The 26,352-nt window shown below is 72.7% G+C and carries 22 protein-coding genes; 8 read left to right on the top strand and 14 right to left on the bottom strand.

Annotation, left to right across the window (positions count from 1 at the left end):
• The first annotated feature begins 5 nt into the window (after positions 1 to 5).
• The 3 genes from LQK93_RS12685 (at position 6) to LQK93_RS12675 (ending at position 4,561) form a co-directional block, all read left to right on the top strand.
• Entirely contained in the window at positions 6 to 1,517 is a 1,512-nt protein-coding gene (locus tag LQK93_RS12685) for an ATP-binding protein (protein ID WP_374968142.1), read from the top strand.
• 74 nt (positions 1,518 to 1,591) lie between these two features.
• Positions 1,592 to 2,887 carry a S1C family serine protease gene (locus LQK93_RS12680; protein ID WP_374968141.1) on the top strand — a complete coding sequence of 432 codons (1,296 nt, stop codon included), beginning with the start codon at positions 1,592 to 1,594 and terminating at the stop codon, positions 2,885 to 2,887.
• Positions 2,888 to 3,040: 153 nt separating this feature from the next.
• On the top strand, positions 3,041 to 4,561 hold the full coding sequence (locus tag LQK93_RS12675) for an SDR family NAD(P)-dependent oxidoreductase (RefSeq protein WP_374968140.1): 1,521 nt from the start codon (positions 3,041 to 3,043) through the stop codon (positions 4,559 to 4,561).
• 25 nt (positions 4,562 to 4,586) lie between these two features.
• Here LQK93_RS12675 and LQK93_RS12670 read toward each other — a convergent pair whose 3' ends face one another.
• The 14 genes from LQK93_RS12670 to LQK93_RS12605 all read right to left on the bottom strand — a co-directional run bounded on the left by LQK93_RS12670 (position 4,587) and on the right by LQK93_RS12605 (position 19,152).
• Positions 4,587 to 5,105, bottom strand: coding sequence for a GNAT family N-acetyltransferase (locus tag LQK93_RS12670; protein WP_374968139.1), 519 nt, complete (start codon positions 5,103 to 5,105; stop codon positions 4,587 to 4,589).
• Positions 5,105 to 5,956 (bottom strand): hypothetical protein, encoded by an 852-nt coding sequence (locus LQK93_RS12665; protein WP_374968138.1) that lies wholly within the window; start codon positions 5,954 to 5,956, stop codon positions 5,105 to 5,107. The genes LQK93_RS12670 and LQK93_RS12665 overlap by 1 nt, the downstream gene beginning before the upstream one ends.
• Positions 5,957 to 5,967: 11 nt before the next feature.
• Positions 5,968 to 8,466 (bottom strand): aminopeptidase N, encoded by a 2,499-nt coding sequence (pepN, locus tag LQK93_RS12660; protein WP_374968137.1) that lies wholly within the window; start codon positions 8,464 to 8,466, stop codon positions 5,968 to 5,970.
• 68 nt (positions 8,467 to 8,534) lie between these two features.
• Complete coding sequence (gene htpX / locus LQK93_RS12655) at positions 8,535 to 9,407, bottom strand: zinc metalloprotease HtpX (protein ID WP_374968136.1); 873 nt, start codon at positions 9,405 to 9,407, stop codon at positions 8,535 to 8,537.
• 78 nt (positions 9,408 to 9,485) lie between these two features.
• Positions 9,486 to 11,069: a proton-conducting transporter membrane subunit gene (locus tag LQK93_RS12650; protein ID WP_374968135.1), complete on the bottom strand. Its 1,584-nt coding sequence runs from the start codon at positions 11,067 to 11,069 to the stop codon at positions 9,486 to 9,488.
• Entirely contained in the window at positions 11,066 to 12,571 is a 1,506-nt protein-coding gene (locus tag LQK93_RS12645) for a NuoM family protein (protein ID WP_374968134.1), read from the bottom strand. The genes LQK93_RS12650 and LQK93_RS12645 overlap by 4 nt, the downstream gene beginning before the upstream one ends.
• Positions 12,562 to 14,475: an NADH-quinone oxidoreductase subunit L gene (locus LQK93_RS12640; protein ID WP_374968133.1), complete on the bottom strand. Its 1,914-nt coding sequence runs from the start codon at positions 14,473 to 14,475 to the stop codon at positions 12,562 to 12,564. Before LQK93_RS12640 ends, LQK93_RS12645 begins: the two co-directional genes overlap by 10 nt.
• Entirely contained in the window at positions 14,472 to 14,846 is a 375-nt protein-coding gene (gene nuoK / locus LQK93_RS12635; RefSeq protein ID WP_374968132.1) for an NADH-quinone oxidoreductase subunit NuoK, read from the bottom strand. The genes LQK93_RS12640 and nuoK overlap by 4 nt, the downstream gene beginning before the upstream one ends.
• The gene (locus LQK93_RS12630; RefSeq protein ID WP_374968131.1) at positions 14,843 to 15,487 is read right to left on the bottom strand and encodes an NADH-quinone oxidoreductase subunit J; all 645 of its coding nucleotides are present in this window, start codon (positions 15,485 to 15,487) and stop codon (positions 14,843 to 14,845) included. The genes nuoK and LQK93_RS12630 overlap by 4 nt, the downstream gene beginning before the upstream one ends.
• Positions 15,484 to 16,353: a NuoI/complex I 23 kDa subunit family protein gene (locus tag LQK93_RS12625; RefSeq protein ID WP_374968130.1), complete on the bottom strand. Its 870-nt coding sequence runs from the start codon at positions 16,351 to 16,353 to the stop codon at positions 15,484 to 15,486. Before LQK93_RS12625 ends, LQK93_RS12630 begins: the two co-directional genes overlap by 4 nt.
• Before the next feature lie 297 nt (positions 16,354 to 16,650).
• The gene (gene nuoH, locus LQK93_RS12620) at positions 16,651 to 17,634 is read right to left on the bottom strand and encodes an NADH-quinone oxidoreductase subunit NuoH (protein ID WP_374968129.1); all 984 of its coding nucleotides are present in this window, start codon (positions 17,632 to 17,634) and stop codon (positions 16,651 to 16,653) included.
• A complete protein-coding gene (locus LQK93_RS12615; RefSeq protein ID WP_374968128.1) occupies positions 17,631 to 18,155 on the bottom strand; it encodes an NADH-quinone oxidoreductase subunit C in 525 nt (174 codons plus the stop codon). The genes nuoH and LQK93_RS12615 overlap by 4 nt, the downstream gene beginning before the upstream one ends.
• The gene (locus tag LQK93_RS12610; protein WP_374968127.1) at positions 18,152 to 18,793 is read right to left on the bottom strand and encodes an NADH-quinone oxidoreductase subunit B; all 642 of its coding nucleotides are present in this window, start codon (positions 18,791 to 18,793) and stop codon (positions 18,152 to 18,154) included. The genes LQK93_RS12615 and LQK93_RS12610 overlap by 4 nt, the downstream gene beginning before the upstream one ends.
• Complete coding sequence (locus LQK93_RS12605) at positions 18,793 to 19,152, bottom strand: NADH-quinone oxidoreductase subunit A (RefSeq protein ID WP_374968126.1); 360 nt, start codon at positions 19,150 to 19,152, stop codon at positions 18,793 to 18,795. Before LQK93_RS12605 ends, LQK93_RS12610 begins: the two co-directional genes overlap by 1 nt.
• A gap of 167 nt (positions 19,153 to 19,319) precedes the next feature.
• On the opposite strand from LQK93_RS12605, the gene LQK93_RS12600 reads away from it, so the two are divergent.
• From LQK93_RS12600 to LQK93_RS12580, 5 genes are read left to right on the top strand one after another with little or no spacing between them, the layout of a single operon-like run.
• Positions 19,320 to 21,218 carry a 2-oxoacid:acceptor oxidoreductase subunit alpha gene (locus LQK93_RS12600; protein ID WP_374968125.1) on the top strand — a complete coding sequence of 633 codons (1,899 nt, stop codon included), beginning with the start codon at positions 19,320 to 19,322 and terminating at the stop codon, positions 21,216 to 21,218.
• Between the two features lie 26 nt (positions 21,219 to 21,244).
• Complete coding sequence (locus tag LQK93_RS12595) at positions 21,245 to 22,306, top strand: 2-oxoacid:ferredoxin oxidoreductase subunit beta (protein ID WP_374971500.1); 1,062 nt, start codon at positions 21,245 to 21,247, stop codon at positions 22,304 to 22,306.
• Positions 22,303 to 23,280, top strand: coding sequence for an EamA family transporter RarD (gene rarD / locus LQK93_RS12590; protein WP_374968124.1), 978 nt, complete (start codon positions 22,303 to 22,305; stop codon positions 23,278 to 23,280). The genes LQK93_RS12595 and rarD overlap by 4 nt, the downstream gene beginning before the upstream one ends.
• Before the next feature lie 40 nt (positions 23,281 to 23,320).
• Positions 23,321 to 24,883: an MFS transporter gene (locus LQK93_RS12585; RefSeq protein ID WP_374968123.1), complete on the top strand. Its 1,563-nt coding sequence runs from the start codon at positions 23,321 to 23,323 to the stop codon at positions 24,881 to 24,883.
• A 54-nt stretch (positions 24,884 to 24,937) separates the two neighbouring features.
• Positions 24,938 to 26,350, top strand: a complete 1,413-nt coding sequence (locus tag LQK93_RS12580) for a class II fumarate hydratase (protein ID WP_374968122.1) — start codon at positions 24,938 to 24,940, stop codon at positions 26,348 to 26,350.
• Positions 26,351 to 26,352: the final 2 nt, after the last annotated feature.

Genomic DNA, 26,352 nt, shown 5'->3' with positions numbered 1-26,352 from the left:
TCGACGTGACACCCCAGCCGGCCGCCCGACGAGCCGGACTGGACCGCACGGCGTCGCGCCTGCGGACCATGCCGCTGCGCTGGCGCCTGCTCGGCGTCACCCTCGCGCTCATCGCCATCGCGCTGGCCGTCACCTCCCTCGTGGTGAGCGCACTGCTGCGCGTCTACCTGCTCAACCAGACCGAGCAGGAGCTGGCGGTCTACGCGGCCAGCCTGGCGACGATCGACCCGGCCGAGCTCAAGGCGGACAGCCCGCAGCTGCCGACCGGCGTCACCACCGGGATGATCGACGCGCGCACCGGGCGCTCACGGACCATCGGTGAGGCGGTCACGGAGTCCAACCAGGCGGAGTTCCCTCGGCTGTCTCCGAGCGACCCCAGGGTGAGGAACCACACCGCCTTCCGGATCGGCTCGAGTGACGGCGCCGGGGAGTGGCTGGCCCGCGCCCAGCTCAACGAGGCGGGCACCGAGATCTACGTGGTGGCCGTCCCGCTCGGCCCCCTGGACCGCACCGTCGACCAGTTCCTGCTCTACGCCGCCGGCATCGGGGCCATCACCCTCATCGTCACCGCGGTGCTCGGGTGGTTCCTCGTGCGGCGCACCTTCCGCCCCCTGACCCGGATCGAGGACACGGCGGCCCAGATCGCGGTCGGCGACCTCACGCAGCGCATCGACGTGCCCGACACGGCGGACGAGGTGGCCTCCCTGTCCCGCTCGCTCAACGCGATGCTGGCGCGCATCGAGCAGAGCTTCGCCGTGCGCGAGGCCAACGAGGCGAAGATGCGGCGATTCATCGCCGACGCCTCGCACGAGCTGCGGACACCGCTCGCCGCCGTGGGTGGCTACGCCGAGCTCTACCGGCAGGGCGCACTGCCGACCGGTGACGCCGTGACGGGCGCCATGGGGCGCATCGAGTCCGAGGCGCACCGGATGAGCGGGCTCGTCGAGGACCTGCTCACCCTGGCGCGCCTCGACGGCGAGCGCCCGCTCCAGCTTCAGACGGTCGACCTGGCGGTCCTCGCCGCCGACGCCGCCCAGGACGCCCGGACCATCGCTCCCGACCGCCACATCGTCGCGACCGGCATCTCCGGCCCCATCGAGCCGACGGAGCTGCAGGCCGACGAGCGGCAGCTGCGACAGGTGGTGACCAACCTCGTCACCAACGCGCGGGTGCACACGCCCGTCGGCACGCCGATCGAGATCCTCGTGGGCCGGGTCGACCGCGGGCACGTGGCCGTCCACGTCCGCGACCACGGGCACGGCATACCCCCGGAGGAGCGCGCCGACGTGTTCGAGCGATTCTTCCGGGCCGACCGCTCCCGCAGCCGCGGCAGCGGGGGCGGCAACGGCCTCGGCCTCGCCATCGTGCACGCGATCGTCGAGGCCCACAGCGGCACGGTGACGGTCCGGGAGACGCCCGGCGGCGGTGCGACCTTCGTCGTGGAGCTGCCCATCGGTCCACGGGAGGCACTCGACGACCGGGGCCACACCTCGTCGCAAGGCACAGCCCATTCCTAGGAAGGCCACAACGGCGACCAAAGCTGGGTAGGTGTCATGGAGGCATCACCCCAGAGCAAGGAGGAGCCATAACCATGGCACCTGACAACGACACCCAGCAGATCCCCGAGGCCGACTACTACAGCCGTCCGGCCGCCCCCGTGCCATCCACGGCGACGTCAACGCCTCCCGCCGGGCCGACCGCGCCGCTCGGCCCGGGCAGCCGCCCGCAGCCGCGGCGCGACGGCCGCCTCGGACAGACCCTCGGCGCGGCGCTGATCGCCGCCGTCCTCGCCAGCGGGGGCACGTACGCGCTCACCCACACGGGCGAGCAGGGAGCCTCCTCCTCGACCACCCCCACGGCCACCGCGACGACGAACCCCAACCAGAGCACCTCGCCCACCGTGACGCAGGGCAGCTCAACCGCCCCTGACTGGACCACCGTCGCGGGCGCCGTGTCACCGAGCGTCGTCAGCATCGACGTCACGACGGCACAGGGCTCCGGGGCCGGTTCCGGTGTCGTCTTCGACGACCAGGGCCACGTGCTGACCAACAACCACGTCGTCGAGGGCGCCGGCGGCAACGGCTCCATCACGGTCACGCTCAGCGACGGCCGCACCTACCCCGCTTCCGTCGTCGGCACCGACCCCTCGACCGACCTCGCGGTCATCAAGATCTCCGGGGCCCCCAAGGACCTCGTGCCGATCAGCCTCGGCACCTCCGATGCCCTCAAGGTCGGCGCGCCGGTCATGGCGGTCGGCAACCCCCTCGGCCTCTCGGGCACCGTCACCACCGGCATCGTCTCGGCGCTCAACCGACCGGTCAGCACCGGCGGCTCGAGCCAGTCGCCGTTCGGGCAGCAGCAGTCCTCGGGCAACGAGGTCGTGACCAACGCGATCCAGACCTCGGCCGCGATCAACCCCGGCAACTCCGGTGGCGCCCTCGTCAACGCCAAGGGCGAGCTCGTCGGCATCAACAGCTCGATCGCCTCCCTCGGCCAGAGCGGCAGCGGCCAGAGCGGCAACATCGGCATCGGCTTCGCGATCCCCATCAAGGAGGCCAAGTCCATCGCCGACCAGCTGATCGCAAGCGGCAAGGCGCAGCACGCCTTCCTCGGCGTCAGCACCCGCGACACGGTCGTCAGCGACGGCGGCGCGAAGCGGGCCGGCGCCCAGGTCGTGTCCGTGAGCGGCGGCACCCCGGCGGCCAACGCCGGCCTGAAGAACGGCGACGTCGTGATCGCCGTCGACGGCCAGCGCGTCGACTCGGCCACCGCCCTCGTCGCCCAGATCCGCGAGATGAAGGCCGGCGACAAGACCACCCTGACGATCATCCGCAACGGCTCCCGTCAGGACGTCCCCGTGACGCTCGCCGTCAGGCCGGCCGGCTGACCCCTCCCCACCCGGCGTATGCCGTCGGGCCGGCGCCCGTCCCCGGCACCACCCTCCCGGTGGCTCGGACGGTCCCCGGCCCGGCGGCATACGTCGTCTCCGGAGGATCTCGGCGGATTGGGGCGCGGCCGTGCCCGCCCGTACCCTTGCCCGGTGAGTGTGACCGAAACCGAGCTCGACCCCTCCGCCGTCGTTCGCCTCGACCCCGAGGACGTGGCGACGGCCGTGCGCGTGCTGGCCCTGGCCCCGTCGCTCGACCTCGACGACCCCGACTTCGAGACGCTCAAGCGGGCCGCGTCGCTGATGTACAAGCGCCTGAAGAAGGACCGCCGCAACGCCAAGACGTGGGCCGAGCGCAAGGCCGACCGGCAGGTCATCGAGTCGACGGCGACCGGGTCGCCGATGCGGATCGACGACGAGACCAAGGGGATCCCCCTTGTCTCCACCGTGACCGGGGCCTTCGCCGGCGAGCTGGTCAACCCACGAGGCTGCTACATCTGCAAGCGCGACTACACACTGGTCGACGCGTTCTACCACTGGCTGTGCCCGGACTGCGCGCGCACGAGCCACGCCAAGCGCGACCAGCGCACCGACCTGACGGGCAGGCGGGCCCTGCTCACCGGCGGCCGCGCCAAGATCGGGATGTACATCGCCCTGCGCCTGCTGCGCGACGGAGCGCACACGACGATCACGACGCGCTTCCCCAAGGACGCGATGCGCCGGTTCGCGGCGATGGAGGACAGCGCCGACTGGATCCACCGGCTCAAGATCGTGGGCATCGACCTGCGCGATCCCACGCAGGTCATCGCCCTCGCCGACGAGGTAGCCGCCGCCGGCCCTCTCGACATCCTGGTCAACAACGCCGCCCAGACGGTGCGGCGCTCCCCCGGCGCCTACGGCCGGCTGGTCGAGCTCGAGTCCGCTCCGCTCCCCGAGGACGTGGCCCTGCCCGAGATGGTGACCTTCGACCGGATCAGCGAGGCGCACCCGGCGTCCATCGCCGGCGCCCTCGGGAACCACGCGGTCGCGCACCACGACGGCGAGTCGGCCGAACACGCTCTGGCCGCGCAGACGGCGGCGTCGATGACGGCACTGGCGCTGACGGCCGGCAACGCGAGCCTCGAGGCGCACCGGGCGGGAACTGCCGTCGATGCCGGCGGCCTGCTGCCCGACCTGCAGCGCACCAACTCGTGGACGCAGCGGGTGGAGGAGGTCGACCCCCTGGAGCTGCTCGAGGTGCAGCTGTGCAACTCCACGGCGCCGTTCCTGCTCGTCTCGCGGCTGCGCCCGGCCATGCGGGCCGCCGTGGCGGCGGGGGCCCGGCGGGCCTACGTCGTCAACGTCTCGGCGATGGAGGGCCAGTTCTCGCGCCGCTACAAGGGAGCGGGACACCCGCACACCAACATGGCCAAGGCCGCCCTCAACATGCTCACCCGCACCAGCGCCGGCGAGATGTTCGAGAGCGACCGCATCCTCATGACGGCCGTGGACACCGGCTGGATCACCGACGAGCGCCCGCACGACGAGAAGCTGCGCATCGCCGCCGAGGGCTGGCACGCACCGCTCGACCTCGTCGACGGCGCGGCCCGGGTCTACGACCCGATCGTGCGCGGCGAGGCGGGCGAGGACCTGTACGGCTGCTTCGTCAAGGACTACGAGCCCAGCCCCTGGTGAGCCGCCTCACCAGGGCCGGGCTTGCTCAGTCGAGCCGCTTGGCGTACCACGCCTCGGCATGGACGTCGTGCGAGAAGGCCGGCACCTCGACCCAGCCGTTGCTCAGGTAGAGCGAGCGGGCCTCGACCAGGTCGAGGCGGGTGTCGAGCCGGATGGTGGCCACGTCCCAGACACGCGCCACCTCCTCGGCACAGAGGAGCAGGCTCGTGCCGAGGCCCGAGCCGCGCAGCTCGGGACGGACGTAGAGCCGCCGCACCTCGGCCACTCTCGTCCCGGAGTCGTCCCGCAGGCGGCGCACGCCCACGCACCCGGCCAGCACGGTCGGGTCCTCGGTGCTGCGGGCCACGAGGAACTCCCCCGTGGGCGGGGTGAGATCGTCGCTGCGCACGCGGGGGAAGCCCGTCTCGATCTCCTCGGCGGTCGAGTGGCGCCCCTCGTGCAGCCGGTAGTAGCGGTCGCTGACCTCGACGTAGTAGTCCCTCAGCAGCGCCTCGCACGCCGGGTCGCCCACATCGCCCAGCTCGATGACCCACCCGCCCGCCATCAGGACGGCCCCCGGTCCGGTGCCTGCGTGGGGACGGCGACCACGGGGTCGGCGACGGCGAGCCCGTCGCCGATGACCTCGGCCATGAACGCGACGAGGTCACGTCGGCGCCGGCCGGGATCGGCGGCATACGTCGTCGGCGCGTCTGGACGCTCGCGCACGCGCAGTGCCTCCTCGACGATCTCACGGTGGGTGGGATAGGCCTCGAGCGCCCAGCGTCCGGCGCCCGACTTCGAGGTCGGACGGCCCGTGCGCAGCAGGTGGACGAGCCGCGCGGCCCCGAGGGCACCCCACTCGGCCGCCTGGGGCAGCGAGGCCTCTCGCGGATGGTGCTCCATGGCGGCCAGCTGCGAGCGCCAGTACGTCTCGAGGTTGCGGCGCGTCGCCTCCCGGAGCGCGTCGTCGTCGCTCCAGACGTCCAGGTCGCCGAGGGGCGTGCCGCGCACGGTGATGCCGTGGTCCCGCAGCTCACGCCACGTGATGTGCGTGACGTCGGCGTGCGTGCCGACGTCGAACCACTGGTGCAGGACCCCCGGCACGTCGGGGAGCCGCTCCGGTGAGCCCGCGAGGTCCTGCGCCAGGACGTAGAAGCCGTCGTACGCGGGTTCTGTCCAGCGGCGGTCGAGCTCGGCGTGGACCCTACGGAGCACCTCGACCTCGTCGCCGGTCGGGCGATGAGACGTGAGGGCGACGAAGTCGACGTCGCTGCCGCCGTGGAACTCACCGCCGAAGCCGAGAGAACCGTGGAGGTACAGGCCCGTGAGCAGCCCCGGACACCCCGCGTCGAGCAGCTCGACATGGGCGTCCGTCAGCGCACGGACGACCTCCGGCAGGGACGCAGGTCCGGCCACGACTGCGCCGGTCAGACCGCCGCGCCGAAGGTCTGCCGCGAGGCGAGGGCCTCGCGCAGCTCCGCGTCGGCGTCGACGAGGGACCGGTGGACGGCCGGCGTCAGGTCCTCGCGGGCGATGGTCTTGGCGCTGAGCCTCGCCGTCTCCTCGGTGAAGACCCTCGGGAAGGCGACGAGCACGACGCGGGACAGGGCGTCCTCGCCGACCCAGCCGGCCATGGCAGGCACGTCGGTGAAGTAGCGCGGGACGTAGTCGGCGACGAGCGCGTCGTCCGGCGCCACCCACAGGCCGCGGGCCAGGTGCACCATCTCGTAGTTGGAGCGCCCCTCACGACCGGTCAGCTGCCGCCAGGCCCAGGCCTTGGCCTCGGGGTCCGGCAGGCTGGCGCGGCACATCAGCGCGTTGAGGCCGCCCTGGAGCGTGTCGTCCTTGGCCCGGAAGGCGTCCACCTCGTCGACGCCGATGAGCCCGCGCGCCGCGAGGTTGCGCACCACGATCCAGCGGAAGTCGCCGTCGTCCTCGAGGCCCGCCGGCAGCCCCTCGCCGTCCGCCCACGCGCGCAGCAGCGCCTCGTCGTCGCTCGTGCCGGCGACGAGCCGAGCAGCCGCGAGCGACTCGGTCGTGCCGGGCTCTGCGCCCTCGAGCAGCCCCGCCGCGGCGCGGTTGAGCCGGGCCGTCGCGGCGTCCTGCTCCGGGCGCGGCACGAAGTACGGCACGATCCGGTGCTCCGCGTACGCCGCCACCCGGGTGAGGATCGAGGAGTTCGTCTCCTGTGGCCACGCCGCGTCGAAGACGTCGAGGAAGGCGTCCGGGGAGACGCTGGCCCCGTGGACACCGTCGATGAGCGCCGACCAGACGACGGCGCGGGCCTGCTCATCGGGGATCTGGGGCAGCTGGGCCGGCAGGGCTGCGACGGTCGAGTCGGAGAGGCGTACGCGTGCCCACGTCAGGTCGGACGCGTTGGGGACGAGCACTGCCGGCTCGGGCGTGCCCTCGAGCTCCGGGAGCGTCGTGACGGGGCCGGTGACGGTGGTGGAGACGCGGCCCAGCTCGCACCCGTCGGTCCAGCCCGCCACGTCGAAGGTGTGGGGCCGGTCGGCAGGGCGGTCGGCCGGCGACTCGCGCAGCACCTGCGCGCGCTCGACGACGCCGTTCTGCTCGTCGATCTCGACCGAGATCGTGTCGCGGTCGGCGGTCAGCAGCCACGCGCGGGACCAGGCCTCGAGGTCCTTGCCGCTCGACGCCTCGATGGCGCGGAGGAAGTCGGCGAGCGTGCCGTTGCCGAAGGACTTGTCGGTCAGGTAGGCCCGGACACCGGCGATGAAGCGGTCGTCCCCGACGTACGCGATGAGCTGGCGCAGCGCGGCCGCGCCCTTGGCATACGAGATGCCGTCGAAGTTCTGCAGGGCGCTCTGGGCGTCGAGGGCCTCGACCCCGGCGACCGGGTGGGTCGAGGGCGAGCGCTCGGCGCCGTAGCCCCACACCTTGCGCACGATCGAGGAGTCGACCCAGGCGTCGGTGTAGTCGGTGGCCTCGACGAGGCAACGGTGCGACATGTACTCGGCGAACGACTCGTTGAGCCAGAGGTCGTCCCACCACTGCATCGTGACGAGGTCGCCGAACCACATGTGCGACATCTCGTGGCTGACCGTGTTGGCGCGCGTCAGCAGCTCGTCACGGGTGGCGGCGCCGCGGTAGAGGTACTGGTCCCGGAAGGTGACGCAGCCGGGGTTCTCCATGGCGCCGGCGTTGAACTCCGGCACGAAGACCTGGTGGTACTCCCCGAACGGGTAGCGGATGCCGAAGAGGCCGTGGAAGTAGTCGAAGGAGCGCTTCGTGACGTCGAACAGCTCGGCCGCGTGGCGCTCGAGCGGCTCGCGCAGCGAGGCGCGCGCGTGGATGCCCAGGGGTATGCCGTCGTGCTCGTCGCGCACGGACACATAGGGTCCGGCGCACACCGTCATGAAGTAGGTGGCCAGGGGCCGGGTCGTGGCGAGCGTCCACGTGCCGTCGGCCGCGCGGGTGGCAGCCCCGTTGCCGACGACGGTCCAGTCCTCGGGTGCGTGCACCGTGACGTCGTAGGGCGCCTTGAGGTCGGGTTGGTCGAAGCAGGCGAAGACGCTCGGGGCGGCGTCGAGGAACAGGTGGCCGTAGACGTAGTCCTGTCCGTCGGCCGGGTCGGTGGCGCGGTGCAGGCCCTGGCCGTCGTGGCTGTAGGCCATCGTCGCGACGACGGCGAGCTCGTTGTCGGCAGCGAGGTCGGGCAGGGCCACCCGCCCGTCGGCGAGCTGCGCCGGGTCGAGGCTCTCGCCGTTGAGCACGATGCTCTCCACGGAGTGGGCCTTGAGGTCGACCCACGAGCCAGCGCCCGGGGTCGTGCAGCCGAACCTCAGGACCGTGCGTGAGCCGAAGACGTCCGGGCCCTGGTCGAGGTCGAGCTCGACGGCGTACGAGGTGACGGTGATCAGCGAGGATCGCTCGCGGGCTTCGGCCAGGGTGAGACTGCGCATAGGTGCGAGCCTGCCAGATGCACCGGCGCTCCGTCTCCGGGGTTGCCCAGCAGGTCGTGCGAGCGCAGTCAGCGGTGGACCGGGCCGCCGGCCATGCTCTCGAGTCGCGCGATGCGCTGGTCCATCGGCGGGTGGGTCGAGAGGAACCGCGTGACGTCCTGGGCCCGGAAGGGGCTCGCGATCATCATGTGGCTCGCGTTCACGACGTCCTGGGAGGGGGCCAGGGGCGCCCTGGCGACCCCGAGCTCGAGCTTGCGCAGCGCGGAGGCCAGCGCCAGCGGGTCGCCGGTCAGCTTCGCGCCGTCCTCGTCGGCGTCGTACTCGCGGGTGCGGCTGATCGCCATCTGGATCATCATCGCGGCCAGCGGTGCGAGCAGGCTCATCGCGAGGAGGGCGAACGGGTTGGGGCGGTCCTCGTCGGAGCCGCCGCCGAACATGCTGGTGAACATCAGCATCTGGCCGATCGAGGTGATCACGCCGGCGACCGCGGCCGCCACCGAGCTGGTGAGGATGTCGCGGTTGTAGACGTGCATGAGCTCGTGGCCGAGCACGCCCCGCAGCTCGCGCTCGTCGAGCAGGCCCAGGATCCCCTCGGTGCAGCAGACGGCGGCGTTCTGCGGGTTGCGGCCCGTCGCGAAGGCGTTCGGCGCCGGGGTGGGGCTGATGTAGAGGCGCGGCATGGGCTTGCCCGCGGCCGTGGAGAGCTCGCGGACGATGCGGTACATCGCCGGTGCCTGCGCCTCGGACACGGGGTAGGCGTGCATGGCGCGGATGGCCAGCTTGTCGCTGTTCCAGTAGCCGTAGAACGTCGTGGCGACGCCGATCAGCGCGAAGACCCAGATGAAGCGGCCACCCCCGACGAGCGCGCCGAGGCCGAGCAGGAGGGCCCAGATGCCGCCGAAGAGGGCAGCCGTCTTCAGCCCGTTGAAGTGGTTGTGCATGTCGGGACAACGTGTGACCGGCAATGCGTGTTCCCGCTGGGAGTCCGCTGGGAGCTCCTGGAAGACGTCCCGGCGGTATCAGCCGAGCAGGCGCAGGAGCAGGTCGGGCTGGATGCACACCACGACGAGCACGGCGGACGCGAACACGAGGCCGGCGACGAGCGCCGGGCGCCGCCTCGCCGCGGCGAGCGCCTCGGCCGCCGGCTGGCGCACGGCCGCTCTTCCCGCGGGCACGGTGATGACACCGCGGAGCCAGCGGAGGTAGACGGCCACGCCGATCACGGCGTTGACCGCGGCGACGACGGCGAGCCACACCCACCCCTGGGCCACGACCGGGCGCAGCGCCGTGACCTTGCCGACGAGGCCGATGACACCGGGGGGCAGCCCCGCGAGCGAGGTCAGTGCGAGCGCGAGCGCGCCGGCGCGCCAGGGGTTGCGTTGCCACAGCCCGTCGTATGCCGTGAGGTGGCGCCCGCGACCCGGCGGCTCGTCGCGCACGGTGACCGCCACGACGGCGAAGGCCACGAGCGTCGCGACGAGGTAGGTCAGCAGGTAGGTCGCGCTCGCCGCGACGCCCAGCGCCGAGATGCTGACGAGTGGCATCACGACCCACCCGGCCTGGGCGACCGTGGACCACGCGAGCAGCCGCACGACGTCGTCCTGGCGCAGGGCCATGACGTTGCCGAGCGTCATGCTGAGCGCGGCGAGGATCGCGATCGAGAGCAGGGCCGGCGTCCCGAGCACCGACACGGCGCGCAGCACCACCAGCAGGGCCGCGAGCGCGGCCACCTTGGACACCGTGGCGAGGAACGTCGCCACCGGTACCGAGGAGCCGGAGTACGCCGTGGGCGTCCACGCGTGGAACGGCACGAGCGAGAGCTTGAACCCGACACCCGCGACCACCAGGACCGTGGCGAGGGCGACCAGGCCGGCGGACACGGACGGGAACACGGCCGCCGTGGCGCCGGCGCCCGGTCCGGCCGCGAACGCACCGCCCGTGGACAGCGCCGCGTCGGGGGTCAGGAACGGGCTGCCGGTCGCCGTGAACCACAGGGCCACCCCGAGGACGAGGAGCGCGAACGACACGAGGGAGGTGACGAGCAGCTGCGTGGCTCCCGCGACGGCCGACCGCCGTCCCGAGAGGGCGACGAGCGCGATGACCGGCAGCGTGGCGAGCTCGAGCGCGATGAGCCAGGTGCCCACGTCGCGACTGGCCGCCACGACGACGGACCCGGCCAGCGCCGCGAGCAGCAGCACCGCCTCCACCGGCTCGCGGGTGCTCGCCGCCGGGCGGGCCCGCCGGGTCCCCGGCCACGCGAGGGCGATGCACACCAGGGCCGAGAGGGCGGCGGCGAGCTGAAGGGTGCTGCCGAGGGCATCGGCCTGCCACAGGCACACCTGCGGCATCCCCTCGACGGCCGGCAGCGAGCCTCGGGCCGCGGCCCGTCCGGTCAGGCAGAAGGTCTGCCGCGTGGAGCCGCCGCCGAGCGACAGCCCGGGGACGGTCGCGAGGGCCGAGCCGAGGGCCGCGAGCGCGGCGACGGCATACGGCACCTGGCGCAGGCGGGGGTCGACGAGGTCGGCCACGAGCACGACGACGAGACCGACGACCGGCAGGAGGGCGGGCAGCACGGTGGCGTAGTCGATGGTGAGGCCCTTCACCGGGCCGCCCCCAGCCCGGCGAGCAGTCCGGTCGCGGCGGCGTCGGAGAGCCCGAGGAGCAGGTGCGGCACGACGCCGAGCGTGACGGCGACGACGACAAGTGTGAGGACGACGGCGTAGCGCACGCCGCGGCTGTCCACGACGGGCTCGGCCGCTGCGCCGGTGGCCGTCTCGCTCCCCTCCCCCGCCCACACGATGCGCGCCACCCGCAGCGAGTAGCCGGCCGCGAGCGCGAGGCCCACCGCGCCGAGCACGACGCAGACGCGCAGGAGCGCGACAGGTCGGCCGGGCGCGGGCGACCAGGCGGCATACAGGGCCAGGAACTCGCCCCAGAAGCTCACGAGGCCCGGGAGGCCAAGGGCTGCGGCGAGCCCGACGACGAGCGCGAAGCCGAAGCGGGGCGCCTTGTCGCGCAGGGCCGCCCGGGCCACGCGCAGGTCGGCCGAGCCCCACTGCTCCTTGAGGTCGCCGACGACGAAGAAGAGCAGGGCCGAGACGATGCCGTGCGCGATGTTGCCGAACAGTGCGGCCTGCAGGCCCGTCTCGCTGCCGGAGGCGATGGCGAGGGCGACGAAGCCCATGTGCGCGACCGAGCTGTAGGCGATGAGGCGCTTGAGGTCGCGTTCGACGAGGCAGGCCAGGCCTCCCCAGAGGATCCCGACGACACCGAGGAGGGCCAGCACCGGGCTCAGCTCGGCGACTCCCCTCGGGACGGTCGCGACGGCCAGCCGCACGATGCCGTAGGTGCCCATCTTGAGCAGCACGGCGGCAAGGAGCACCGAGCCCGCCGTCGGCGCGATGGTGTGGGCGGAGGGCAGCCAGGTGTGCAGCGGCCACAGCGGTACCTTGATCCCGAGCCCGAGCAGCAGCAGTGCCGCGATGGTCACCTGCATCGACCGGGACAGCCCGGCGCCGTGCCGCGCAGCGAGCACCGTGAGGTCGCTCGTGCCCTGCTGGTGCACGAGGAGCAGGATGCCGACGAGCATCAAGGTCGAGCCCAGCGCGGTGAAGAGCACGAACCGGCCGGCGGCGTCGGCGCGCGTCTCGTCGGGCACGTGCTCGTCACCGAAGCGGCGCACGAGCACCCACATCGGCACGAGGACGACCTCGAAGGCGATGAAGAAGAGGACCGCGTCGCGGGCCGTGAACGTCGCGAGCGCGCCCGTCTCGACGAGCAGGATGCAGCCGAGGAAGGTCGAGCCGCTGCCGCCCTTGGGGAACGGCCCCGACAGCGTGTGCTCCACGACCGCGACGGTCAGCACAGCGGTGAGCAGCACGAGCGCGGCGGAGATCCCGTCGACGCCGAAGTGCCACCGGATGCCGAGCGACCGGATCCAGGGCACGTCGACCTGCTGCCGGTCCGAGACGACGACGACCGCGAGCACGGCGGTCACGAGGGAGACGCCGTGGGCGATGCCGCGTTCGATCTTGGACTCCCCTGGGATCGCGATGCACGCGATGGCGCCCAGCAGGGGCAGCAGGAGCATCAGGGTCAGCGCCACGCCGTCACCCCGAGGATCGCGACGAGCACCGCACCGACGAGCAGGCTCAGCACCGACAACGAGGGCACCGCCCGGTGGCCGCGCTCCCCCGCCCGTCCTGCCGCCCGGGCCGCGACGGCCGCGGCCCGCGGGTAGGCGTCGACGACGTCACGGTCGAGCGCCACCACGAGGCGTGCCGTCGCCGTGACGGCACGCCCGACGGCCACGTATGCCGTGTCGACGCCGAAGCCGCGGACCGCCGAGTCGCGCACGTGTGCCGGGATGCGTTCGGCCGCGTCGACGCGGCCACGGTCGCTGAGGGACCACACGGCATACGCGGCTCCTGCGATGAGCAGGACGGACAGCAGCGCGCTGAGGAGGCCCACCTGGACGGCCCCGCGCAGGCTGAGCAGGAAGAGGACGCCGAAGACGGTCAGGGCTGCGAGGCCCGACACGACGAGCGCCGCGGACAGCGTGATCGTGGGGTGGCCGTGGGCGTGGACGCGCGCCACCTCGGCGTCGTCGGCACTGTCGGTGCTCGTCACGACGGCGACGTCCTCCTCGGCGACGACGGCGGGCTGTGGCTGTCCCGGTGCGCCGGCGGCGGCCACGGGAGAGTCGAGCAGCATCCACGCGCGGGTGCAGTAGGCGGCGGTGAGGACGACCGTCACGAACAGCGCGACGACGACGAGCCAGGCCCGCAGGCCACCGCCGCTCGTGGCGCCCTCGAGGGCAGCGTCGATGACGGTGTCCTTGCTGAAGAACCCGACCAGCGGCGGCACCCCCGCGAGGGCGGCGAGGCCGATGCCCATCGACCAGCGCAGCGCCCCCGTCGGGCGGAGCCGACCCCGCAGTGCCGCGATCGCCGTCGCCCCGGCCAGGATCGACAGCCAGCCGGCGCCGAGGAAGAGCAGCGCCTTGAAGAAGGCGTGGGCGATGAGGTGACCGACGCCCGCGCCGGGCCCGAGCTCGGCCGGCGCGGCTGCGAGAGCCGAGAGCATGATCGCGACCTGGCTCAGGGTGGAGTAGGCGAGCATCCGCTTGAGGTCGGTCTGGGCCAGGGCGAGCAGGGCGGCGTAGACCATCGTCACGGCGGTGAGGACGGCGAGCAGCGTGCGGGCGCCGTCGTGCTCGGCGTAGAGCGGGAAGAGCCGGGCGATGACGTAGGTGCCGGCGGCGACCATGGTGGCGGCGTGGATGAGCGCGGACGCCGGGGTCGGGCCCTCCATGGCGTCGGGCAGCCAGTCGTGGAACGGCACGAGGCCGGACTTGCCGGCCACGCCGATGGCGACGCCGACGAGCCCGATCGTCAGCAGCGTGTGGCTGCCCGGCGCCGTGAGCACCGTCATGAGGTCGGTCGAGCGCGCCCGCACCGAGAGGGAGACGATGCCGACGACCATGCCGATGTCGGCGACCCGCGTCACGAGGAACGCCTTGTACGCCGCCCGGCGCGCGGCGTGGCGTTCGCTGTCGTGCCCGATGAGCAGCCACGAGCACCAGCCCATCACCTCCCACCCCACCAGTGTTAGCACGAGGTCGCTGGACTGGACGACGAGCAGCATGCCGGACGCGAAGAGCGAGACGGTGGCCGCGAACCGCGCGAAGCGGGGGTCGTCGCGCAGGTACCACGTCGTGAACACCTGGATCGCGAGCACGACCACGGCGACGACGAACGCCGTCAGGCCGGAGAGCCGGTCGGAGAGCAGGTGCAGCGGGACCGAGAGGTCGCCGAGGGGCAGGCGCCCGACCGTGCCGATGTCGGCAGCGCCCGACGGGGCGATCCACTCGACGAGCGCCAGCACGGTGACCACGGCCGAGGCGGAGACGGCGATGGCCGCGGAGATGGCCCGCTGGCGCTGCGTGAGCAGCCCGGCCAGGGCCGCGAGCGCGGGCAGCACCACGATCGTCTGCACGACCCAGCTCACCGGACGGCCCTTCCGGCGGGGGCGGAGGGCTCGGTGTCACCGGTCGGGTCCTCGACGGCTTCCTCGCGCAGGTCGGGCACGGCCGTGAGGTCGATGTGGCCGGCCCGGCGGAACATCACCAGGATGATGGCCAGGGCCACGGTGATCTCGGCTGCGGCGATCGTGACGACGAAGAGGGTGAGGACCGGACCGGCGGAGAACGCCGCGCCCGCCGTCCGGGTGCCGGCCGTGACGAGCAGCAGGTTGGCGGCGTTGAGGACGAGCTCGACCCCGATCAGCACGAGCACCGCGTTGCGGCGCGCGAGGACGCCGTAGACCCCGAAGGCGGCGAGCAGGGCGGCGAGGGCCGCGGGCAGCGACAGGTGGATCACGTGCGGTCACCGCCGGTGTGCCCCGGGGTAACCGCGGCCGCGCCGTGGGCCGCCGCTCCCCTGCCCTCGCCCACCGCTGGTGTGCCGCCGGCCACCGCCCGGTCGCCGTCGCCCGCGCCCCGCCCGGCGCCGCTGTCACCGATCACGAGCCGCGACACGGCGAAGGCGCCGATGAGCGCGACGAGCAGCAGCACCGAGAGCAGCTCGAAGGGCCACACCCAGGTGCCGAAGACCGCCTGCGCGATCTGCGGCGTGGCGCTGGGTCTGGTGTCGAGGTCGGCGGTCGCACCGGAGAAGAAGGGCAGCAGCAGCGATGCCAGCAGCACGGCCGTCGCCGCCCCGAGCAGCGCGCCGGCGAACCGCTGCCACCACGGGGTGTCGATCTCGGCGTGCGGCCCGATCGGCGCACGGGTGAGCATCAGGGCGAAGAGGACGAGCACGACGATGGCGCCGACGTAGACGAGCAGCTGGACGAGGCCGACGAGCTCCTGGCCCAGGACGAGGTAGGCGCCGGCGAGCGAGCCGAGCGACACGAGCAGCCACAGCGCCGCGTGCACGACGTGCTTCGTCGTGACGGACAGCAGCGCCGACAGGGCGGTGACGGCGCCGACGGCGGTGAAGACGATGTCGCGGGTGGTCACTCGTCGCCGCCCCGGGTGCCGCCCTCCACGCCGCGCTCGCCGGCTCCGCCGACGTCGTCGCCGTCGCCGTCGACTCCGCGCGTCGTGCCCTCGTCGGTCGTGGACACGCTCGGCAGCACCTGCGTCGTGTCACCCTGTGCCGCCGCCGTGTCCGCGGCTTCGGCGACGGGGAGCTTCGCGGTCTGCTCGGCGCTCGAGGGAGGCGCCACCGTGCCGGGTGCAGCTGCCTCCGGTCCCTCGACAGCGGGCAGGACCTTCGTCCGCTCGGTGGGCGGCGAGACGTCCTCGGCCTGCCGGCGCGCCCGGGCCGGGCGGGCAGCGGCGCCGGCTGCACGCGTACTCCCAGCGCCGGCGGCGCCACGTGGTGGCCTGGCTGCAGCGGTGACCTCGGCGGGGTCGACGCTGCCCGGGTCGAGCGCCGGCGGCGGAGGCACGGTCGCCATCCACGCGCCGAGGCGGTCCTTCTCGTGTATCAGGTCGCGGATGTCGAGCTCGGCGTACTCGAACTCGGGGCTCCAGTGCAGGGCGTCGAAGGGGCAGACCTCGATGCAGATGCCGCAATACATGCAGAGCGAGAAGTCGATGGCGAAGCGGTCGAGGACGTTTCGCTGGCGGGCGCGGCCGCCCGGGGTGGCCGGCGGCAGCTCCTCCTTGTGCGAGTCGATGTAGATGCACCAGTCGGGGCACTCGCGCGCGCAGAGCATGCACGACGTGCAGTTCTCCTCGGTCAGCGCGATGACGCCTCGCGAGCGCGGCGGCAGGGTCGGTGCGACGTCGGGGTACTCGGCCGTGTGCGCGTGCCGGGTCAGCGACCTGGCGGTCGTCGCCAGCCCCTTGACCAGCCCCGGGAGTATGCCGTCACCCACGTCCGCTCACCCCTTCCTCGCCCAGCACCGTCGAGAGGCCAAAGTTTGCGCGTCCTGAACCGTCGAAAGGCCGAAGTTCGTGGGTCCGGCGCACTCGAGTGGTCACCCTGGGCGCCGACGCAGAGCCGCGAACCTCGGCCACTCGACGTTCCGGGACCCGCAGAACGTGGCCACTCGACGTTCCGGGACCCGCAGAACGTGGCCACTCGACGTTCGGCGACCCGCAGAACGTGGCCACTCGACGTTGGGGGATCCGCAAAGTCTGGCCTCTCGACGGTCGGGGTGAGCGCGGGGTCGTCATGAGGTCAGCACCACCCCGACGGCGGTGATCGCCAGCTGCAGGAGCGCCAGCGGCACGAGCCACACCCAGGCGAGGCGCTGGAGCTGGTCCTCGCGCATGCGCGGCCACGACACGCGTAGCCAGATGACGACGACGGCGACGAGAAAGCCCTTGAGCAGCGTCCACAACCAGCCCAGCCACGGCTCGAGCGGGCCCGCCCAGCCGCCGAGGTAGAGCACGGCGAAGAGCAGCGACATGACGACGATGCCGGCGTACTCGGCCAGCAGGAAGAATGCGAAGCGCAGCCCGGTGTACTCGGTGAAGGCGCCGAAGACGATCTCGGAGTCGGCGAGCGGCATGTCGAACGGCGGGCGCTGCAGCTCCGCGAGGGCGGCGACGAGGAAGACGACCGCGCCCGGGGCCTGCCACAGCAGCCACCACGGGTTCCACGCGTTCGCGATCCCGACGAGCGAGAGGGTGCCGGCCGCCAGCGCGACCGACGCGACCGCCAGCACCATCGGCAGCTCGTAGGAGACGAGCTGGGCGGCGGCGCGCATGCCGCCGAGCAGGGAGTACTTGTTGGCCGAGGCCCACCCGGCCATCAGCGTGCCGATGATCCCGACGCCGATGACGGCCAGGACGAGCACGACACTCGCATCGACGTCGGCGCCGACGACCCGCGGCGACAGCGGGATGACGGCGAGCGCCACGAGGTACGGGATGAGCGCGACGAACGGCGCCAGCCGGAACGCCCACCGGTCGGCGCGCGCGGGAGTCACGTCCTCCTTCTGGACGAACTTCACCCCGTCGGCGACGAGCTGGGCCCACCCGTGGAAGCCACCGGCATACATCGGCCCGAGCCGGCCCTGCATGTGGGCCATGACCTTGTGCTCGGTCTGACCGACGAGCAGCGGCAGCACGAGGAAGGCGGCGAGCACCGCGACCGCACGCAGCACGACCTCCAGCCAGGGCGCCAGGTGGAGGGTCAGGTGCAGGCTCACCGTGGCCCCCACTCCGGGCCGGGCACTCCCGGTGCCTGCACGCGGCGGCGGCCGGGGGCGCGCGCCGAGTCGTGGCCCTCGCCCGGCTCCTTGGCGCCGGGCCACGGCTTGGAGGCCCGGGCGGCGAGGACGAAGGACTTGCGCAGCGGAGTGCCCTCGAACCCGTCGGGCAGCAGGAGCGGCCGCAGGCCGAGCCCGCTGCCGTCGTCGAACCCGTCGAAGTCGATGCCGAACATCTCGTGCGTCTCGCGCTCGTGCCATGCCGCCCCGCGGAAGACGCCGGTCAGCGACGGGACCGGCCGGCCCTCGGGCGCCCGGGTGCGCACCAGCACCGACCGCAGCGCCCTCGTCACGCGGGTGTCGAGCAGGTGGCACACGAGGTCGAAGCCGGCGTCCTCGGCCGCGTCGGTCTGGTCGACCGCCGTGAGCCAGTCGAAGTACGCGTAGCCCTCCTCACGGAGCGCCCGCACCGTTGCGGCCCACTCCCCGAAGGGCACGTCGCGCACGTCCGTGACCTTCACCGCTCGCCCTCCGTCGGTGCCGTCGGACGGCTCAGGAGGGGGCGGCGGACGTCGCCCGCGCTGGCGACGCGGCTGCCGGCATACCTGCCCTTGAGCGTGGCGCTCGAGAGGCGCTCCTTCGCGATCTGCTCCTGCAGGCGGATGATGCCGTGCAGCAGCGCCTCGGGGCGTGGCGGGCAGCCCGGCACGTAGACGTCGACGGGCACGATCTGGTCGACGCCCTTCGTCACGGAGTAGGAGTCCCAGTAGGGGCCACCGGTGTTGGAGCAGGCCCCGAAGGAGATGACGTACTTCGGCTCGGGCATCTGGTCGTAGAGGCGGCGGATCGCCGGCGCCATCTTGTCGGTGACGGTGCCCGAGACCACCATGAGGTCGGCCTGGCGGGGGCCGGGCGCGAAGGGGATGACGCCGAGGCGGATGAAGTCGTGCCGGCCCATCGACGCGGCGATGAACTCGATGGCGCAGCAGGCGAGCCCGAAGTTGAAGACCCAGAGGGAGTAGCGCCGGCCCCAGTTGAGCACGACCTTGATCGGCCGGGGTGCGTGGCCACCGAGGGCGCCCATGGCGGCCGGACCGACGGTCGGCATCGGCAGGCTCACGGGGTGGTGGGCCGCCCGGTCGGTGGGGTCGCTCGCCATCACACCCACCTCAGCAGTCCGCGGCGCGCCGCGTGGCCGAGGCCGAGGACGAGCACGCCGAGGAAAAGGCCCATCTCGACGAGGCTCGCGCGCCCGATGCTCACGTCGCGGATGACGCTGGCCCACGGGAAGAGGTAGATCGCGTCGACGGCGAAGATGACGTAGAGGAAGGAGAAGACGAAGTAGCGCACCTTCGTCTGGGCCCATCCCTCGCCGACGGGGTCGACGCCCGACTCGTACGTCGTCAGCTTGGCCGCGTGCGGGGCGCGCGGTGCCAGCAGGCGGCGGGCCAGCATCGCTGCCGTGACGAGCAGCACGCCCGCCCCCAGCACCGCAGCGACGGCAACGTACCCGGACATGCCGGCCAGCCTAGTCATGCCGGTATGCCGACGGCTCGGGACGCAGGTCGCTGTCCACGACCTGGCAACCGCCGCAGATGTCAATAGGGCGCGAACTACGATGTAAAGGTGCTCGCCGCACAGGGCAACGGGCATCTGGGTAGAGAAGTTCGAGGGTGTTGCAGAGCATGAGCACGAAACTGGTCCAGAAGCTCGATCGAGTGGTCATCCGGTTCGCGGGCGACTCCGGGGACGGCATGCAGCTCACCGGTGACCGCTTCACGTCGCAGACCGCCCTGCTGGGCAACGACCTGTCGACGTTGCCGAACTTCCCCGCGGAGATCCGGGCGCCCCAGGGCACGCTGCCCGGTGTCTCGAGCTTCCAGCTGCACTTCGCCGACCACAACGTCCTGACCCCGGGCGATGCCCCCGACGTCCTCGTCGCGATGAACCCGGCGGCCCTCAAGGCCAACCTGAGCGACCTGCCGCGCGGCGCGACCGTCATCGTCAACACCGACGAGTTCACCAAGCGCAGCCTCGCCAAGGTCGGCTACGCGACCAACCCGCTCGAGGACGGCACCCTCGACAGCTACGACGTGCACCCGGTCGCCCTGACCTCCATCGCCGTCGAGGCCCTGGCCGGTTTCACCGACCTGACCCGCAAGGAGAAGGAGCGCGCGAAGAACATGTTCGCGCTCGGCCTGCTCTCCTGGCTCTACACTCGGCCGATGGGGGGCACCGAGGCGTTCCTCAAGGCGAAGTTCGCCGACAAGCCGCAGATCCTCGAGGCCAACCTCACCGCGCTGCGCGCCGGCTACAACTACGGCGAGACCACCGAGGACTTCGCGGTCGCCTACGAGGTCGTGCCGGCCACGATGCCCGCCGGCACCTACCGCAACGTCACCGGCAACGTCGCACTGTCGCTCGGCCTCGTCGCTGCCGCGCACCGCGCGCACCTCCCGCTCTTCCTCGGCAGCTACCCGATCACCCCGGCGTCCGACATCCTGCACACGCTCGCCGGGCTCAAGCGCTACGGCGTCGCGACGATGCAGGCCGAGGACGAGATCGCCGGGGTCGGCGCCGCGCTCGGTGCCTCCTTCGGCGGGGCGCTCGGCGTCACCACGACCTCCGGCCCCGGCCTGGCCCTCAAGGCCGAGACGATCGGCCTGGCCGTGTCGCTCGAGCTGCCGCTCGTCGTCTGCGACATCCAGCGGGGCGGCCCGTCGACCGGCCTGCCCACCAAGACCGAGCAGGCCGACCTGCTCCAGGCGCTGTTCGGCCGCAACGGCGAGTCGCCGGTGGCGGTCGTCGCGCCCGCGACGCCGGCTGACTGCTTCGACACGGCCGTCGAGGCGGTGCGCATCGCCACGACGTACCGCACCCCGGTGATCGTCCTGTCCGACGGCTACCTCGCCAACGGCTCGGAGCCGTGGCGGCTGCCGCGCACGGCGGAGCTGCCCGACCTCACCGTCGAGTTCGCGACCGAGCCCAACGCCGTGGACGACAAGGGCGCCCCGACCTTCCACCCGTACCTGCGCGACCCCGAGACCCTCGCCCGCCCCTGGGCGATCCCGGGCACGCCCGGTCTCGAGCACCGCGTCGGCGGCATCGAGAAGGCCGACGTCACCGGCAACATCTCCTACGACCCCGACAACCACGACCACATGACGCGGCTGCGCCAGGCCAAGATCGACGGGATCGCCGACACCATCGCGCCGCTGACGGTCGACGACCCGACGGGTGACGCCGACGTGCTCGTGCTCGGCTGGGGCTCGACCTACGGACCCATCGCCGCGGCCGTACGCCTGGCGCGGGCCACGGGGGCCCGGGTGGCCCAGGCGCACCTGCGCCACCTCAACCCGTTCCCCGCCAACACCGGGGAGGTGCTGCGCGCCTACTCGCGCGTCATCGTGCCGGAAATGAACCTCGGCCAGCTCGCGTTGCTGCTGCGGGCGAAGTACCTCGTCGACGTCGAGTCGCACACCTCGGTGCGCGGCCTGCCCTTCCAGGCGGGCGAGCTCGCCGACGTCATCGTCTCCGCTGCCCCCTCCCTGTCCGACGCGCCCCTGAAGGAGGCCGCCAAGTGAGCATCGACCTTCCCGTCGACCTCGGTATGCCGTCCGCCGGGCCGGGTGCCACCGGCACCGCGGGCGTCCCGCGCCTTGCCGACGGCTCCGCCCTGACCAAGAAGGACTTCACCTCCGACCAGGAGGTGCGCTGGTGCCCCGGCTGCGGCGACTACGCGATCCTCGCCGCGGTGCAGGGCTTCCTGCCCGAGCTCGGCCTCAAGCGCGAGAACATCGTCTTCGTCTCGGGCATCGGCTGCAGCTCGCGCTTCCCGTACTACCTCGACACGTACGGCATGCACTCGATCCACGGGCGGGCTCCGGCCATCGCGACCGGCCTGGCCGCGACGCGCGAGGACCTGTCGGTGTGGGTCGTCACCGGCGACGGCGACGCCCTGTCGATCGGCGGCAACCACCTGATCCACGCGCTGCGCCGCAACGTCAACCTCAAGATCCTGCTCTTCAACAACGAGATCTACGGCCTGACCAAGGGCCAGTACTCCCCCACCTCGCACGTCGGCCAGGTCACCAAGTCGAGCCCGCTCGGCTCGCTCGACCGGCCGTTCAACCCGGTGTCGCTGGCACTCGGCGCCGAGGCGAGCTTCGTCGCGCGCACCATGGACTCCGATCGCCAGCACCTGACGTCGGTGCTGCGCGCCGCGGCCGAGCACCGCGGGTCGGCGCTCGTCGAGATCTACCAGAACTGCCCGATCTTCAACGACGGCGTGTTCGACGTCCTCAAGGACCGCACCGAGGCCGCCGCGCGCATCCTGCACCTGACCGACGGCGAGGAGGTCGGCACCCCCGAGACCGTCGTGGTCCGCGACGACCGCGGCTCGCTCGCCGTCGTGCCCCGCGCCGAGGCCGACCCCGCCCGCATCGTCGTCCACGACGCCTCGGCCACCGACCCGTCCGCGGCGTTCGCCCTCTCCCGCCTCGACAGCCCCGACCTCGGCCACGTGCCGATGGGGGTCTTCCGCAACGTGCAGCGGCCGACCTACGACGACTCGCTGCGCGAGCAGATCGCCTCGGCCCGCACCGGCGAGGTCACCGACGCCGCCATCGACGCGCTGCTGGCCGGCCGGGACACCTGGACCGTGGGGGCGTGAGCGGCCGGCAGACCGTCGCACCGGTCAAGCCGCCCTCGACCGCGCCCACGGGAGAGGTCGGCCGGGGCACCCTCCTCGGCTTCGCGGCATACGGCATCTGGGGACTGTTCCCGCTCTACTTCGACGCGCTCAAGCCGGCCGGGCCGTGGGAGATCCTCGCGAACCGCATCCTGTGGACGCTCCTCTTCTGCGTCGTCGTGCTGCTCGTCGTGCGCGACTTCGGCTGGGTGCGGCCGCTGCTGCGCCGGCCCCGTCTGCTCGCCGGCACGGCGGTCGCCGCGGTGCTCATCGCGGTCAACTGGGTCGTCTACGTCGCAGCGGTGACCTCTGGCAACACGTCCGAGGCCGCGCTCGGCTACTTCCTCAACCCGCTGGTCACGGTCGCGCTCGGCGTCTTGGTGCTGCGCGAGCGGCTGCGCGTGCTGCAGTGGGTGGCGGTCGGCATCGGCGTCGCGGCCGGCGTCTACCTCGGCGTCGGGGGTGGTCGGGTGCCGTGGGTGGCCCTGACCCTGGCGCTGTCCTTCGCGCTCTACGGCCTGACGAAGAAGAAGGTCGGCGTCAGCCTCGACGCGATCCACGGGCTGACGGTCGAGACCGTCGTGCTGACCCCGGTCGCCGTGGTGCTGCTGCTCGTCGTCGGCGCCCAGGGCGGCCTCGCCTTCGGCCACCACGGAGCCTGGCACACCTCTCTGCTCGTCCTGTCCGGCGTCGTGACCGCGGTGCCGCTGCTCTGCTTCGCCGCTGCGGCCCGGCGCATCCCGCTCGTCTCCATCGGGCTCATCCAGTTTGTCACGCCCGTGATGCAGCTGCTGTGCGCCGTGCTGATGCTCGGGGAGCACATGCCCTCCGAGCGCTGGATCGGCTTCGGCATCGTCTGGGTCGCCCTTCTCGTGCTCACCGTCGACTCGCTCCTGTCGATGCGCGGCGCCCGGGCCGCACGGCGGGACCTCCCGGTCGACGACTGCCCCCGCTGAGGGTCGACGGCCGCACCGGTCGAGGTGACAGACTGCCGGGATGAGTGACGTCGCCCTCGCGTCCCGCACCGGCCGGTTCGTCGTCGCAGCCGCGGTCCTGGGGTCCGGGATGGCGCTGCTCGACGGCACTGTCGTCAACGTCGCGCTCGTGCGCATCGGCGACGAGCTCGGCGCGAGCATGAGCGACCTGCAGTGGATCACCAACGGCTACCTGCTCGCGCTGGCCTCGCTCATCCTCCTCGGCGGCTCGCTCGGTGACCGCTACGGTCGACGCAGGGTCTTCGTCATCGGCGTCGCCTGGTTCACGGTCGCCTCGGCCGCGTGCGGCTTGGCGCAGTCTCCCGGCCAGCTCATCGTCGCGCGGGTCCTCCAGGGAGTCGGCGGCGCCCTGCTGACCCCGGGGAGCCTGGCGATGATCCAGGGATCCTTCCGTCCCGCCGACCGCGGCAAGGCCATCGGTGCGTGGTCGGGACTCGGCGGGGTCGCCGCTGCCGTGGGACCGTTCCTCGGCGGCTGGCTCGTGCAGTACGCGAGCTGGCGGTGGGCGTTCCTCATCAACCTGCCGCTCGGGGCCGCCACGGTCTGGATCGCCTGGCGGCACGTGCCCGAGACGCGGGACCCCGGCGCCGGCCACCGCTTCGACGTCGCCGGAGCCGTGCTGGCCACCCTGGCCCTCGGCACGGTGACCCTCGCACTCATCCAGCACGAGGCGCTCGGCCTGGCGGGGTCGGTCCTCGTCGGTGCGCTCGGGCTCGCCCTCGGCGCCGCCTTCGTCGTCGTGGAGCGCCGCAGCTCCCACCCGATGGTGCCCCCGGCACTCTTCCGCTCCCGCCAGTTCAGCGCGGCCAACGCCATGACCCTGCTCGTGTACGCCGCCCTGGGTGCCGTCTTCTTCTTCCTGACCCTGCAGCTGCAGACGGTCCTCGGCTACGGACCGATGCAGGCGGGGCTCGCGTCGCTGCCGATCACCGTCCTGATGCTCCTGCTCGCCGCCCGTGGGGGCGAGCTCGCCTCCCGCATCGGGCCGCGTCTGCCGATGACGGTCGGGCCTGTCGTATGCGGTGTCGGCACCCTCCTGCTCTCCGGTGCGAGCGCCGGCTCGAGCTACTGGGTGGGCGTCCTCCCGGGGGTCACCGTCTTCGGCCTGGGCCTGACCCTGCTCGTGGCGCCGCTCACGGCGACGGTGCTCGCCGCCGCTCCCGACCGCTACGCCGGGGTCGCGAGCGGGGTCAACAACGCCGTGGCACGCGCCGGGAGCCTGCTGGCCGTGGCGGCGCTGCCGGCGGTCCTCGGGCTCAGCGGGTCGGACTATGCCGTGCCGGAGACGTTCTCGGCCGCCTACCGGAGTGCGATGCTGCTGTGCGCCGCCCTGCTGTTCCTCGGGGGCCTCGTGTCGTGGCTGCTCATCCGCAACCCGGCGCCGGCTCGGACGGCCGAGCCGGCCCGCGGCGCCGAGGGCGCCGGCACCCGGCCCGAGCGCGAGGTCGCTGGGGCTGAACGGCCCGCGACCCGGCATACGGTCCCGGCCGGGTGGTCGTGCGCCGGTTCGGAGGGCTGCCCGGGAGCGGGCGTCGAGGAGGCAGTCCGGGCCGGGGACGGCTGACCGACACGACACCCGTTCGGGTGGAACCCGGCGCCAAGTGGGGATGATGGGGGCATGAGCGACGCCGCGCAGCAGACGTTCCGGACCGAGCACGACTCCATGGGCGAGGTGCAGGTGCCCGCCGACGCCCTGTGGGGGGCGCAGACGGCGCGGGCGGTGGACAACTTCCCGATCAGCGGCCAGCCGGTGCCCACCGGCGTGGTGCACGCCCTCGCGCAGCTCAAGGCCGCAGCAGCGGAGGTCAACGCGGAGCTCGGGGTCCTCGACCGCGAGCGCGCCGAGGCCATCGCGGCCGCCGCACGCGAGGTGGCGGGCGGCGAGCACGACGACCAGTTCCCCATCGACGTGTTCCAGACCGGATCGGGCACCTCGACGAACATGAACGTCAACGAGGTGGTGGCCCGGCTCGCGCGCCTGTCGAGCGATGTCGACGTGCACCCGAACGACCACGTCAACGCCGGCCAGTCGAGCAACGACACCTTCCCCAGCGCCCTGCGCATCGCAGCGACGACCGCAGCGGTCGACGAGCTCGTGCCCGCACTCGAGCACCTGGCGGCGGCGCTGGGAAGAAAGGAGGCCGAGTTCGCCGACGTCGTCAAGGCGGGCCGCACGCACCTGATGGACGCCGTGCCCGTGACGCTCGGGCAGGAGTTCGGCGGCTACCGCCGGCAGGTCGAGCTCGGTGCGGCGCGGGTGCGCAGGGCTGCCGAGGCCACCAGGGAGCTGCCGCTCGGCGGCACCGCGGCGGGAACCGGGCTCAACGCCGCACCCGGGTTCGCGGCGGCCGTCATCGAGCGCGTCTCCCGCCAGACCGGGGTCGACTTCCGCGAGGCCGACAACCACTTCGAGGCGCAGTCGGCGCAGGACGCGGTCGTCGAGCTCTCTGGCGCCCTCAAGGTGGTCGCCGTCAGCCTCACGAAGATCTGCAACGACCTGCGCTGGATGAGCTCCGGCCCCCGCACGGGGCTGGGCGAGATCCACCTGCCCGACCTGCAGCCCGGTTCCAGCATCATGCCGGGCAAGGTCAACCCGGTCGTCCCCGAGGCCACCCTCATGGCGTGCGCCCAGGTCATCGGAAACGACGTCGCCATCACCATGGCCGGCGCGGCGGGCAACTTCGAGCTCAACGTCATGCTGCCCGTCCTCGCCAAGAACGTGCTCGAGTCGATCGGCCTGCTGGCCGCCACGAGCCGGCTGCTCGCCGACCGGTGCATCGACGGCATCACCGCCGAGGTCGAGCACGCCCGGGCCCTCGCCGAGGGCTCGCCCTCGATCGTCACCCCGCTCAACCGCTACATCGGCTACGAGGCCGCGGCGGTGGTCGTCAAGCAGGCCGTCAAGGAGCGCCGGACCATCCGCGAGGTCGTCATCGACCAGGGGCACGTGGCGAGTGGCAGGCTGACCGAGCAGCAGCTCGACGAGGCCCTCGACGTGCTCTCGATGACCCGGCCCTCCTCGGAGGCCTGAGG

Source organism: Terrabacter sp. BE26, from assembly GCF_041941675.1.
Taxonomy (GTDB): Bacteria; Actinomycetota; Actinomycetes; order Actinomycetales; family Dermatophilaceae; genus Terrabacter.
Note: the sequence above shows the minus strand (reverse complement) of the source record. Positions and strands in the feature narration are given on the sequence as shown.